Here is a 13,023-nt window from a genome sequence, read left to right on the forward strand (position 1 = left end):
AGGGCGGCACCGGGACTCCGGTGCCGCCCTCCTTCGTTAGTGTCTGTGTCAGCAATCAACGATTTACGGAGAAGGCAGGTACCGTGACTTCCAATCACCTGGAGACTTTGCAGAGTCCCGCCATGACTTCAGCCACCGCTGGGTTGAACCTCAGCGACTCGGTGTACGAGCGCCTGCTGCGCGAGCGCATCATCTTCCTCGGTACCCAGGTCGACGACGACATCGCGAACAAGCTGTGCGCCCAGATCCTGCTGCTGTCGGCAGAAGATCCCAGCCGGGACATCTCCCTCTACATCAACTCGCCCGGCGGATCGGTCAGCGCTGGCATGGCGATCTTCGACACGATGCAGTTCGCCGAGTGCGATGTCGCGACATTCGGAATGGGTCTGGCCGCGTCGATGGGCCAGTTCCTGCTCTCCGCCGGGGCCAAGGGCAAGCGGTACGCCCTCCCGCACGCGCGGATCATGATGCACCAGCCGTCCGCCGGAATCGGTGGTACCGCCAGTGACATCGCGATCATGGCCGAGCAGTTCGCGCACACCAAGCGCGAAATGGCCGAGCTGATCGCCGAGCACACCGGTCAGACGGTCGAGCAGATCACCGCCGATTCGGATCGCGACCGCTGGTTCACCGCACAGCAGGCTCTCGAATACGGTTTCGTCGACCACGTCGTCTCCCGCGCGGCGCAGGCGGGCGGGACCGGGCAGTAGCAGCCCGGCATCCTCACTGACCGCTCCCACACATCCTTTGGAGAACTGATGACCAACCTGTTCGATCCCCGCAGCCTGGGAGGCCAGGCGCCCGCAGGCCCCCAGTCGCGTTACATCCTGCCGTCGTTCATCGAGCACTCGAGCTACGGCGTGAAGGAGTCCAACCCGTACAACAAGCTGTTCGAGGAGCGCATCATCTTCCTCGGCGTGCAGGTGGACGACGCGTCGGCCAACGACGTGATGGCTCAGCTGCTCGTTCTCGAGTCGCTGGACCCCGACCGCGACATCACCATGTACATCAACTCGCCGGGTGGCTCGTTCACCTCGCTGATGGCGATCTACGACACGATGCAGTACGTGCGCGCCGACATCACCACGGTGTGCCTCGGTCAGGCGGCATCGGCTGCCGCGGTGCTGCTCGCGGCGGGCACCCCCGGCAAGCGTCTGGCCCTGCCGAACGCTCGGGTCCTCATCCACCAGCCGGCCACCGGGGGCATCCAGGGCCAGGTCTCCGACCTGGAGATCCAGGCCGCCGAGATCGAGCGGATGCGCCGCCTGATGGAGACCACCCTCGCGAAGCACACCGGCAAGGACGCCGACGTGATCCGCAAGGACACCGATCGCGACAAGATCCTCACGGCCGCCGAGGCCAAGGACTACGGAATCATCGACGACGTGCTCGAGTACCGCAAACTCAGCGCCCAGAAGTGATTTCCTGCCGCCCCGGCTCGGGCGACACGCCGTGACGGCGTGGTTGCCGCGAGCCGGGTGCGGGATCGGCAAGGCTGGCTTTCCCCGAAGATCGGTGCGCGAATCACCGACAACCAGTCGACCTCGCTCGCGATCTGCGGGTACGGTCACATAACGGGCTTTCGTTTTCGGTCGATGCGCGCAGGGCGTGGGATCGGTTCGATGGTTGCACGTAGACGAAGGAAGTAGGGACCTGACGAGATGGCACGCATCGGTGACGGCGGGGATCTGCTCAAGTGCTCTTTCTGCGGTAAGAGCCAGAAGCAGGTCAAGAAGCTCATTGCTGGGCCTGGGGTGTACATCTGCGACGAGTGCATCGACCTGTGCAACGAGATCATCGAAGAGGAGCTGGCCGAGTCCAGCGAGGTGAAGCTCGACGAGCTGCCGAAGCCGGCCGAGATCCGGGACTTCCTCGAGAACTACGTGATCGGCCAGGATGCCGCCAAGCGAACTCTCGCCGTCGCTGTCTACAACCACTACAAGCGCATCCAGGCCGGCGACAAGGGCCGTGATGCGCGCGGCGAGACGGTCGAGCTGGCGAAGTCCAACATCCTCATGCTCGGACCGACGGGCTGCGGCAAGACGTATCTGGCCCAGACGCTGGCGAAGATGCTGAACGTTCCGTTCGCAATCGCCGATGCGACAGCACTCACCGAGGCCGGCTACGTGGGTGAGGACGTCGAGAACATCCTCCTCAAACTGATCCAGGCCGCGGACTACGACGTCAAGCGCGCCGAGACCGGCATCATCTACATCGACGAGGTCGACAAGATCGCCCGCAAGAGCGAGAACCCGTCCATCACGCGGGACGTGTCCGGTGAGGGTGTGCAGCAGGCTCTGCTGAAGATCCTCGAGGGAACGCAGGCCAGCGTGCCGCCGCAGGGGGGTCGCAAGCACCCGCATCAGGAGTTCATCCAGATCGACACGACGAACGTGCTCTTCATCGTGGCCGGCGCATTCGCGGGTCTGGAGCGGATCGTGTCCGATCGCGTGGGCAAGCGCGGCATCGGTTTCGGTGCCGAGGTGCGGTCGAAGGCGGAGATCGACACGCAGGACCACTTCGCGGAGGTCATGCCGGAAGACCTGATCAAGTTCGGGCTCATCCCCGAGTTCATCGGCCGTCTCCCTGTCGTGGCGTCGGTGACCAACCTCGACAAGGAATCGCTTGTCCAGATCCTGTCGGAGCCGAAGAACGCACTGGTCAAGCAGTACAACCGGTTGTTCGACATGGACGGCGTGGAGTTGGAGTTCACCACGGACGCGCTCGAGGCCATCGCCGACCAGGCGATCCTCCGCGGCACCGGTGCTCGTGGTCTGCGCGCGATCATGGAGGAAGTCCTGCTTCCGGTCATGTACGACATCCCGAGCCGGGACGACGTCGAGAAGGTCGTGGTCAGCGCGGAGACGGTCAACGACAACGTGCTCCCGACCATCGTCCCGCGCAAGCCGGAGCGGGGAGAACGCCGGGACAAGTCCGCCTAGACGGGGGCGCGCGGTATCCTGAGTACGAACTAACTCACTAGTTCGTACAAATGGAGGTAATGCGCGCGATGACCGCTCCCGGACCGATCTTTGTTCTCAACGGCCCCAACCTGAACCTGCTGGGGCAACGGCAGCCCGAGGTGTACGGGCGGGAGACACTCGACGACGTCGTGGAGTTGTGCCGCGCCGCCGCCGCGAAGGCCGGACGTGAGATCGTCGCGCGGCAGTCCAACCACGAGGGCCACCTGATCGACTGGGTGCACGAGGCCCGCACCACGGCGTCGGGCGTCGTGATCAACCCCGGTGGTTTCACGCACACGTCGGTGGCGCTGCGCGACGCCCTGGTGACGCTCGAGGTGCCCCTCGTCGAGGTGCACATCAGCAACGTGCACGCCCGCGAGGAGTTCCGGCACCACTCGTACGTGTCCGGGGTTGCGACCGGCGTGATCGCCGGGCTCGGCATCCTCGGCTATGCGCTGGCCGTCGACTTCATCTGCAACAAGGGCTGATCGCGCCATGGGACGACAGGTTCGTACGAGCGTTGCCACGGTGTCGCTGAGTGGATCGCTGGAGGAGAAGGTCACCGCGATCGCGGCGGCCGGGTTCGACGGATTCGAGGTGTTCGAACCCGATTTCGTGAGCTCGCCGTGGTCGCCGCGTGAGTTGGCCTCCCGCGCAGCGGATCTCGGCCTCACCCTCGATCTGTATCAGCCGTTCCGCGATCTGGATTCGGCCGACGACGCGACGTTCGCGCGCAACCTGGTCCGGGCCGAGCGCAAGTTCGACATCATGGAGCAGCTCGGCTGCGACACCCTGCTGGTCTGCTCGTCGCCGCTGCCCGAGGCGGTGCGCGACGACGCCCGCCTGACCGAGCAGCTCCACACCCTCGCCGAGCGCGCACGCGGCCGGGGGCTCCGCATCGCCTACGAGGCGCTCGCCTGGGGCACGCATGTCAATACGTACCGGCACGCGTGGAAGATCGTGCAGGACGCCGACCATCCTGCCCTCGGCACCTGCCTCGACAGCTTCCACATCCTCTCCCGCGGCGACGACCCGTCCGGCATCCGTGACATCCCGGGGGAGAAGATCTTCTTCCTGCAACTCGCCGATGCGCCCCGGATGTCGATGGACATCCTGCAGTGGAGCCGGCACCACCGGAACTTCCCGGGGCAGGGGAACTTCGATCTCGCCACGTTCGGTGCCCACGTTCAGGCGGCCGGATACACCGGGCCGTGGTCGCTGGAGATCTTCAACGACACGTTCCGGCAGTCGTCGACGGGTCGTACCGCCGCCGACGCGCACCGCTCGCTGCTGTACCTCCAGGAGGAGGTCGCCCGGGTGCAGGCCGAGCACGGTGAGGACACCGGGCGGGGGCTGGCGCTGTTCGAGCCGCCGCCGCGCGCACCCCTCGAAGGCATCGTGTCCCTCCGGCTCGCCGCCGGCCCCGGAAAGGATTCCGATCTCCGGCAGGCGTTGCAGCACATCGGATTCCGGCTGGTCGGCCGGCACCGCAGTCACGACCTCCAGTTGTGGCGGCACGGCCGGATGACCATCGTGGTCGACGCCACCGCGGGCACGGTGTGGACGGCGCCGGGCCTGCCTGCGCACCTTCCGGTGCTCACCCAGATCGGCATCCGGTCGAGCGATCCCGACGCGTGGGGGGAGCGCGCCGCGGCGCTCGAGGTCCCGGTGCACGAGGTCCTGCTGCCCGGTGTGGACACCGCCCCCGAGTCCGATGTGGTGCGTCTCAAGATCACCGACGCGACGTCGCTGGATCTGCGCGGTCCGGGTAGTGCGGCCTCGTGGCAGTCGGCGTTCGACCTGTATCCGACGGAGTCGCGCTGGCAGGACGAGGTGCCGGTGTTCACCGGGGTCGATCACGTGGCGCTCGCCGTGCCGTCGGACAACTGGGACGGCATCATGCTGCTGCTTCGCTCGGTGTTCGCGATGGCGCCGCACGAGGGCCTCGACGTCACGGACGCGGTCGGGATGATGCGCAGTCAGGCGCTGACGATGGATCAGACGGGCGCCGACGGCGTCGACCGTCCGCTGCGCATCTCGCTCAACATGGTTCCGGGTGCGGTGTCGGGGAACTCCCACATCGCCGCGGCCCGGCGCGGTGGGATCAGCCACGTCGCGTTCGCGTGCACGGACATCTTCACCGCCGCGGCGACCATGCAGTCGAACGGGTTCGAGCCGCTCGTCATCTCGCCGAACTACTACGACGACCTCGAGGCCCGGTTCGGACTCTCCCGCGAACTCCTCGACCGCATGAGCGGTTCCGGCATCATGTACGACGCCGACGCCCACGGCGAGTTCTTCCACCTGTTCACCCAGACGGTGGGCGCCGACCTGTTCTTCGAGGTGGTGCAACGCGTCGGAGGGTACGAGGGGTACGGGGACGCGAACTCCGCGATGCGTCTGGCGGCCCAGTTGCGGGCGGCCGGCTGAGCCGACCCGACAGAGAACGGCGCCCGTGGTCACGATCACGGGCGCCGTCGTCATTCGTCGAGCCTCGGCCGTGGTGACGTCGAACACATCTGGAGAGTGACCACTGACGCCGAAGCACCCTCCCGGGGTGCATGTGACTGATGGGGTCGGAAATTCCGGCCGGAGAACGCGACGGTCGGCACAAGCGTCAATGCGACACGTGGGTTTCTGGCAGATACGTACTAACCTGTGTCGAAACCGTGACCGTTTCGTTATCGGTCATGCACTCGACAGAGGAATGTGGTTTTGGCTCTACACCCGAACACCGTCCCGCAGGCCCGGCACGCCCGGCGCTCCCGTTCTGCGAAGTCCGCCCGTCGCCACGTGGTGGCGACCTCGCTGGCCGCCGCTGCGCTGCTCGTGTCCGGCGCCATCGCCTCCGCCGCCACCGGGGAGGTCGCGCACGCATCCACCGAGGCGGGTGTGTCGCTCACGCCGCCGCCGCAGTTCCTGCAGGTCGAACGCCCGGAACTCACCGACCACACCGAGCAGATCCAGCGCGCCGCCCAACGTGAGGTCGAGCGGCTGGTGGCTCAGCAGGCCGAGACCGAGCGCCTGGCCCGGGAGGCGGCCGAACAGGCCGCACGTCAGGCTGCGGCCGAGGAAGCGGCTCGCCGACCCGCGGTCCTGTTCCCGGCCGACGGCACGTTCACGTCGGGCTTCGGTCAGCGGTGGGGTACCAACCACAACGGCATCGATATCGCGAACTCCATCGGCACCCCGATCAAGGCCGTCACCAACGGCACCGTGATCGAGAGCGGTCCGGCGTCGGGCTTCGGGCAGTGGATCCGCCTGCAACAGGACGACGGCACCATCGGCGTGTACGGCCACATCGACAGCTCGCTGGTCTCGGTCGGGCAGTCGGTCCGGGCGGGCGACCAGATCGCCACCATGGGCAACCGGGGGCAGTCGACCGGACCGCACCTGCACTACGAGGTGTGGACGGCGAACGGAACCAAGATCGATCCGGCGGGCTGGCTCAATTCGCGCGGTGTCCCCGTCCCCGGAGGGCAGGGAAGCTAGCGACGCGTCGGTGGCTACTGAGGTGAAAATGATGGGTTTCTGGTGTTGTTTGCCGGTCGCATCACCGCAAGACTGTCCCCATGACCCTCACTTCTCCTCCGCCGACCGGCCGGCGTGAGTGGATCCACCACTCGGACTGCGACCTCGACGCGTTCCGCGCCTCCGTGGACCACTCGACGAATCTGAGCGACTACCCGTTCGCCCACTCCGTCGAACAGAACGTCCTGGTGTACCGCAACGAATCGCTGAGTCCCCACCTGGGCGACGCTCAGTCCCGCCGTGCCGTGCAGACCGAACTCGTGCGCGCGCTCACCGACGGTCCCGGAATCGTGTTGTTCCAGAACGCTTTCGGCGACCCTGCCGTGGTGGATCGTGCCACCGAACAGTTCGACCTCCTCATCGCGCAGCAGCGTGCGTCCGGTGATGTGGTGGGTGACCACTTCGGCAAGGCGGGCGCCAACGACCGCATCTGGAACGCCGCGCAGAAGCTGGCTCTCGGTGCCCCGGACGTATTCGCCGACTATTACGCCAACGACATTCTCGCGCTGATCTGCCAGAGCTGGCTGGGGCCGCTGTACCAGGTGACGTCGCAGGTCAACGTGGTCAATCCCGGTGGCGCCGCGCAGGTTCCGCATCGGGACTACCACCTCGGCATCGTGCCTGCGCACGAGCTGCCCGAGTATCCGGCGCACCTGCACCGGATGTCGGCGGCGCTGACGTTGCAGGGTGCGGTGGCGCACTGCGACATGCCGGTCGAGAGCGGACCCACTCTGTACCTGCCGTACTCGCAGCTGTTCGAGGCGGGCTACCTGGCGTTCTCGCGGCCGGAATTCGTCGAGTTCTTCCGCGACAGTCACGTCCAGTTGCCGCTTCGCAAGGGCGACGCGGTGTTCTTCAACCCGGCGCTCTATCACGGGGCGGGCCACAACCGTTCGGAGTCGATCCGGCGGACGGCCAATCTGCTGCAGATCTCGTCGCCGTTCGGCCGGGCAATGGAAGTGCTGGACCGTGAGGCCATGGCGAACGCCGTGTATCCGGTGCTGTTGGCCCGGCAGAGTGCGGGGGCGGGCGAGCGGGCTCTCCGCAATGCCGTCGTCGCGACCGCCGAGTGCTACCCGTTCCCCACCAACCTCGACCACGATCAGCCGGTGCACAGTCTCGCGCCGGCCACCCAGGTGGACACGATGTGGGAAGCGCTGCGGGACAGCGTCGATCCGGCGGTGCTCGCGGAGCGCCTCGCCGCGCAGACGGCGCGCCGGCAACCGTGAGCGCGGCTACGGCCGGGCCGGACCGGTCGTGCCGCGCACCATCAGGTGGGGGTCGATCACGAAATCCTGCGGGGCGAGGTCCTCGTCCTCGAGTCGGCCGACGGCGAACTGCACGGCGTGCCGTGCCAGGCTCTCCGTGTCCTGCCGCACGGTGGTGAGGTCGATCCGCGACAGCTGTGACAGGTGGCTGTCGTCGTACCCGACGATCGAGACGTCGCCCGGCACGTCCACGTGGGCACGGGTGAACACGTCCATGAGACCGATCGCGCAGCGGTCGTTGCCGGCGAGCACGGCGGTGGGCAGGCGGTCCTCGGCCAGCAGGGTGTTCGCGGCGGCGACGCCCGCCTCCTCGGTGTGCTGACCGGGAATGACGCGAACGTACTCGGAGAGGCCGTGCCTGCGCATCGCCGCGAGATACGCGCGACGCCGCTCGGGTGAGCCGGGGTCCGCGCCGCCGTCGACGTGTGCGATCTCGCGATGGCCGAGTTCCACCAGGTGGTCCACGGACTGGCGGATACCTTTGGCGTCGGCGGTCCGCACGGTGTCGACGGCGGTGTGGGGGAGTGTGCGGCCGACGACGGTGACCACGGCCCGGTCCGCGAGCGTACGCAGATAGTCCACCTCGGAGAGGGGGCCGAGCAGGATCAGACCCTCGCACCGGTGGCTGAGGAGCGCCTCGATCGCTTTGTGTTCGTCCCGGGTGGGTGCGCTCGCGGAGAGCAGGACCTCGTATCCGGCGGCTTCGGCCTCCGCGTAGATGGTTCCGATCAGGTCGGCCTGGAAGGTCTGGTGGACGTCCATGAGCACGCCGAGGGTGCGGCTGCGGCCGCGGGCGAGCATCCGGGCGGCCCGGTCGAGCCGGTAACCGAGTTCGTCCGCGGCCTGCAGGACGCGGTCCCGGGTCTCGTCGGACGCGCCCGGTTTGTTGCTGAAGATCAGTGACACCAGGGTCCGCGACACACCGGCCCGCGTCGCGACGTCGGCCATCGTGGGACGGCGGTGAAGGCCGGCAGGCACCCGCTCGGCGCCCGCCTGCGCGGTGGCTCGGTCGTCGAGCATCTCGATCTCCCTCGGTTGCGTCGTCAGGGACATTCTCACGGATCGCGACCCCAGCCCTTGACACCTTCTGTGATTCACCTCATAGTAGACAACTGAAGCGCGTTAGTGAAGCGCTTCAGTCCAGGACAGGACGCCTCTTGGCTGCATCGAGCCGAGCGCGTCCCGGGCGATATCGACACACGTGAACCGATCTTCCGTGTCGTGATGCGTGAGCATTCCCAGAAAGGCCACACCTGATGTTGACCACCAAGGCTGCCAGTGCACGCGGAAGCGGCGGCGCTGCGCGCAACGAGCGCAGTCACAAACGCTTCCTGACCAAGCTCACCGTCATCTCCACGCTCGGAGGCCTGCTGTTCGGCTACGACACCGGCGTGATCTCCGGTGCGCTGCTGTACATGAAGGACGAGTTGAACCTCAGTGCGGTCGGCGAAGCCACCGTCGTGAGTTCACTGCTCTTCCCCGGCGCCGCCGTCGGCGCGCTGCTGGGCGGCCGGTTGTCCGACGCCCTCGGCCGCAAGCGCACGCTGCTCGTCTGCGCGGGCCTGTTCCTCGTCGGCGCCCTCGGGTGTGCGATGGCCCCCAACGTGGAAATCATGGTGCTGGCCAGGATCGTCCTCGGTCTCGGTGTGGGCGCCGCCGCCGTCACCTGCCCGCTGTACCTGGCCGAGATGGCCCCGGTGGAGCGGCGCGGCCGGATGGTCACCATCAACGAACTGATGATCGTCACCGGTCAGATGCTCGCCTTCTCGATCAACGCCCTGCTCGATCACCTGATCGAGGATCCGACGGTGTGGCGGTACATGCTGGCCATCGCGTCGGTGCCGGCGGTTCTCCTGCTGCTCGGCATGCTGGTGCTCCCGGATTCACCGCGCTGGTACGCGTCGAAGGGCCGCCTCGCCGAGACCCGCAGGACCCTCGAAATGAGCCGCAGCGAGTCCGAGGCCGCCGACGAGTACGCCAGCATCAGCTTCCACGCCGCCCGTGACCGGAAGTCGAAGACCAGCGGCGCCGTCCACTATCTGCGTGACTACCCCTGGATGCGCCGGATCCTCTGGATCGGCTGCGGTCTTGCCATCGTGCAGCAGGCGACGGGCATCAACACGGTCAACTATTACGCGCCGACGATCCTCGAGCAGAGCGGTCTGGGTGTCAGCGCGTCCCTGGTGGCCACCATCGCGGTCGGTGTCACCTCCGTGGTCATGACGATCCTCGGAATCGTTTTGCTGGGCTTCGTGAATCGCCGCAAGATGCTGCTCACCGGTTTCATCGGTGTGGCGTCTTCGCAGGCCGCGCTGTCGCTGGTGTTCCTGCTGCCGTCGTCCACCGGCCGCAGCTACATCATCCTCGCCGCGATGATGGTGTTCGTCGCGTTCGTCCAGTGCTTCATCGGCACCTGCGTGTGGTTGCTGCTGTCGGAGATCTTCCCGATGGCCATCCGCGGGTTCGCGATGGGCATCGCGGTATTCGTGCTCTGGACGACCAACGCGTTCATCTCGTTCGTCTTCCCGATCCTCAACTCGGTTCTCGGATCCACCGGAACGTTCGGCCTGTTCGTCCTCGTGAACCTGATATCGGTGTACTTCGTGTACCGCTTCGTCCCGGAAACCAAGGGCCGCAGCCTCGAAGAGTTGGAGGACCGGCTCGGCGCGGGCACCCCCGCCACATCGGCTGCGGGAAACGCCGCCGCCGTCGCGACTCACTGATCGACGGTTCTCACGCACCGGTACCACCCCCTGCAGGTGGTACCGGTGCGTTGCGGTGTGTGGGTGGCTGGTCGTGAGTATCGTCGGGCGCCCACTCCCACGCTGCCGCGCTCGTGCGCGCCCGACGAGTCCGGGGACTCCTCAAGCACGCACGGGCGCGGAGCGCCTCGCGAGGGTGGCGGCCCCGATGCGCTGTGCCGATTCGCCGAGTTGTGTTTCGCGGATGCGGGCGAGGGGCCGGTGTCCGGAACCGGTTGCGAGAGAGGCGTAGACGTCCCGCGCGTGGTCGAGGAACAGCGGAGCCGAACCGCTGACACCGCCGGCGATGACGACGAGGTCGGGGTCGTAGACGTCACCGACCATAGCGAGTCCGACTCCCAGCCACCGTGCGAACTCCTCCATCGTGCGGATGGCGAGCGGGTCGCCGTCCCGCGCGGCGCTCGCGATCCGGCGGCCGGTGAGTGATCCCGGATCGCTCGCCACCTCGCGTGCGAGGATCGTCGAACTCGTGGGGTCGGCGGCGAGAAGTTCGATGGCCGTGTCCACGAGTGCTGTTCCGCTGCAATACCGTTCCCAGCAGCCCCGCTTGCCGCAGGCGCAGGGTCTGCCGCCCGGAACCACCTGCAGGTGGCCGAGTTCGGGAGCGACACCGTGGCTCCCGCGGTACAGCGTCCCGTCGATGAGCAGGGCCGCACCGATGCCGGTGCCGATCGCGACCATCACCACATTGCGACCGCCGGCGGCGGCCCCGAACCGGTGCTCCGCCCACGCCGCCGCGTTCGCGTCGTGCTCGAGGACCACCGGGAGTCCGAGCCGCTCGCTGAGGTCGTTGGCGACCGGCACGTTCTTCCACGGCAGGTGCGGCGCGAACCGCACGGTGGTGAGGTCGGGGGTGATGAAACCGGCCACGGCGAGACCGACGGCGGACACCGGGTGCCGCCCCGCGAGTTCGCGGACGGCACGGTCGAGCGCGTCCTCGAGGGCCTTCGCCGATTGTGGTGTGGGCGCCTGGACGGAGTCGAGCACCTCGCCGGTGTCGTCGACCACGCAGGCACGGATACTGGTACCACCGACGTCGATGCCGACGGTGAGAGCGGAGACAGGCACGGAGGCGACGGTACTCACCGTGCCGAGGCCGTCGCCGCCTCGGGTGCCGCCCGGGAGTCCTCCCAGGCATCGAGCCGGCTGATCGCCGTCCGGGCGACCACCTGTTGTTCCGTGACGGCGAGGTGTCCCCGGGTCCGGCCCAGGAACGACCACGTCCAGGACAGGGCGGTCGCCAGCCGGCTTTTGAACCCGACGATGTAGACCAGGTGGATCAGGAGCCACAGCAGCCAGGCGAGCAGCCCGGTCAGTTGGAGGCGGCCGACCTTCGCGACCGCGTGGAAGCGGGAGATCATCGCCATGCTGCCCTTGTCCGTGTACCGGAAGGGGGCGCGTGCGGGCGTGTCGCGACCTTTCCGGTGGGCCCGCACCTCGGCGGCGATCAGCTGGGCGGCGTAGCGGCCGCCCTGGATCGCGACCTGCGCGACGCCGGGCAGACCGTCCCGGTTCATCATGTCCCCGACGACGAAGACGTTGCTGTGGCCGGGCAGGGTGAGGTCGGGTTCGACGAGGACCCGGCCCGCGCGGTCGGTGCCGGCGCCGGTCTGTTCGGCGAGTTGCCGGCCCAACGGGCTGGCGGCGACGCCTGCAGACCAGATCTTGCAGGCCGCGTCGATCCGCCGCTCGGCTCCGTCCTGGTCGCGGACGGTGAGTCCGTCGTCGTCGACGTCGGTCACCATCGCGCCCAACTGGATCTCGACCCCGAGATTCTCCAACGTGTCCGCGGCCGCCCGGCGCAGCTTGTCGTCGAACGGCGGGAGCACCGTCGGCGCCGCGTCGAGCAGGATGATGCGCGCGTCACGGGGATCGATGGTGCGGTACGCGCCGGCCAGCGTGCGGTGCGCGAGCTGGGCGATCTCACCGGCCATTTCGACTCCGGTGGGCCCGGCGCCGACCACGACGAACGTCAGCAGGCGCGCCCGCTCGGCGGGATCGGTGCTCACCTCGGCGCTTTCGAAGGCGCCCAGAATGCGGCCCCGCAGCTCGAGGGCGTCGTCGATCGTCTTCATTCCGGGTGCGTGCTCGGCGAAATGGTCGTTGCCGAAATAGGATTGGCGGGCGCCCGCCGAGACGACGAGGCTGTCGTACTCGGTGACGGTGGTGCGGCCCCGGTGGGTGGACGTGACGGTCCGGTCGGCGACGTCGATCTTCTCCACTCCGCCGATGAGGACGGACGCGTTCTGCTGGTCCTCGAGGACGAGCCGGGTGGCGGGCGCGATCTCGCCTTCCGACAGGATTCCCGTCGCCACCTGGTACAGCAGCGGCTGGAACAGGTGATGCGTCGTGCGATCGATCAGAGTGACATCGACGTCCGTCCGTTTCAAGGCCTTGGTGGCGAAGAGGCCGCCGAATCCCGATCCGATGACCACGACCCGATGACGGCGGGCGAGAGAGGTGTCGCTCATGAAGTTCCTTTCGATCGAACGGACGCCG

At 67.6% G+C, this 13,023-nt stretch carries 11 protein-coding genes; 8 read left to right on the top strand and 3 right to left on the bottom strand.

Features of this window, described 5'->3' with window-relative positions; translation table 11 throughout:
• Window positions 1–122: 122 nt before the first annotated feature.
• The 7 genes from ACFTZB_RS34240 to ACFTZB_RS34270 all read left to right on the top strand — a co-directional run bounded on the left by ACFTZB_RS34240 (window position 123) and on the right by ACFTZB_RS34270 (window position 7,723).
• Entirely contained in the window at window positions 123–710 is a 588-nt protein-coding gene (locus ACFTZB_RS34240; protein WP_011594411.1) for an ATP-dependent Clp protease proteolytic subunit, read from the top strand.
• A gap of 48 nt (window positions 711–758) precedes the next feature.
• The gene (locus tag ACFTZB_RS34245; RefSeq protein ID WP_012688316.1) at window positions 759–1,421 is read left to right on the top strand and encodes an ATP-dependent Clp protease proteolytic subunit; all 663 of its coding nucleotides are present in this window, start codon (window positions 759–761) and stop codon (window positions 1,419–1,421) included.
• 240 nt (window positions 1,422–1,661) lie between these two features.
• Entirely contained in the window at window positions 1,662–2,942 is a 1,281-nt protein-coding gene (clpX, locus tag ACFTZB_RS34250; RefSeq protein WP_005248181.1) for an ATP-dependent Clp protease ATP-binding subunit ClpX, read from the top strand.
• A gap of 68 nt (window positions 2,943–3,010) precedes the next feature.
• Window positions 3,011–3,451 (top strand): type II 3-dehydroquinate dehydratase, encoded by a 441-nt coding sequence (aroQ, locus tag ACFTZB_RS34255; RefSeq protein ID WP_378438554.1) that lies wholly within the window; start codon window positions 3,011–3,013, stop codon window positions 3,449–3,451.
• A gap of 7 nt (window positions 3,452–3,458) precedes the next feature.
• Complete coding sequence (locus tag ACFTZB_RS34260; RefSeq protein WP_378438556.1) at window positions 3,459–5,393, top strand: bifunctional sugar phosphate isomerase/epimerase/4-hydroxyphenylpyruvate dioxygenase family protein; 1,935 nt, start codon at window positions 3,459–3,461, stop codon at window positions 5,391–5,393.
• A gap of 285 nt (window positions 5,394–5,678) precedes the next feature.
• Window positions 5,679–6,455: a M23 family metallopeptidase gene (locus ACFTZB_RS34265; protein ID WP_378438558.1), complete on the top strand. Its 777-nt coding sequence runs from the start codon at window positions 5,679–5,681 to the stop codon at window positions 6,453–6,455.
• Between the two features lie 80 nt (window positions 6,456–6,535).
• Window positions 6,536–7,723 carry a phytanoyl-CoA dioxygenase family protein gene (locus ACFTZB_RS34270; protein ID WP_378438560.1) on the top strand — a complete coding sequence of 396 codons (1,188 nt, stop codon included), beginning with the start codon at window positions 6,536–6,538 and terminating at the stop codon, window positions 7,721–7,723.
• Window positions 7,724–7,729: 6 nt separating this feature from the next.
• Here the strand turns inward: ACFTZB_RS34270 and ACFTZB_RS34275 are convergent, their stop codons facing one another.
• On the bottom strand, window positions 7,730–8,782 hold the full coding sequence (locus ACFTZB_RS34275) for a LacI family DNA-binding transcriptional regulator (protein WP_378438562.1): 1,053 nt from the start codon (window positions 8,780–8,782) through the stop codon (window positions 7,730–7,732).
• A gap of 236 nt (window positions 8,783–9,018) precedes the next feature.
• On the opposite strand from ACFTZB_RS34275, the gene ACFTZB_RS34280 reads away from it, so the two are divergent.
• Complete coding sequence (locus ACFTZB_RS34280; RefSeq protein ID WP_378438564.1) at window positions 9,019–10,485, top strand: sugar porter family MFS transporter; 1,467 nt, start codon at window positions 9,019–9,021, stop codon at window positions 10,483–10,485.
• 141 nt (window positions 10,486–10,626) lie between these two features.
• Here ACFTZB_RS34280 and ACFTZB_RS34285 read toward each other — a convergent pair whose 3' ends face one another.
• Entirely contained in the window at window positions 10,627–11,610 is a 984-nt protein-coding gene (locus tag ACFTZB_RS34285; protein ID WP_378438566.1) for an ROK family protein, read from the bottom strand.
• Window positions 11,607–12,995, bottom strand: a complete 1,389-nt coding sequence (locus tag ACFTZB_RS34290) for an NAD(P)/FAD-dependent oxidoreductase (RefSeq protein WP_378438568.1) — start codon at window positions 12,993–12,995, stop codon at window positions 11,607–11,609. The genes ACFTZB_RS34285 and ACFTZB_RS34290 overlap by 4 nt, the downstream gene beginning before the upstream one ends.
• Window positions 12,996–13,023 lie beyond the last annotated feature (28 nt).

Source organism: Rhodococcus sp. NPDC057014 (genome assembly GCF_042673295.1).
Taxonomy (GTDB): domain Bacteria; phylum Actinomycetota; class Actinomycetes; order Mycobacteriales; family Mycobacteriaceae; genus Rhodococcus_F.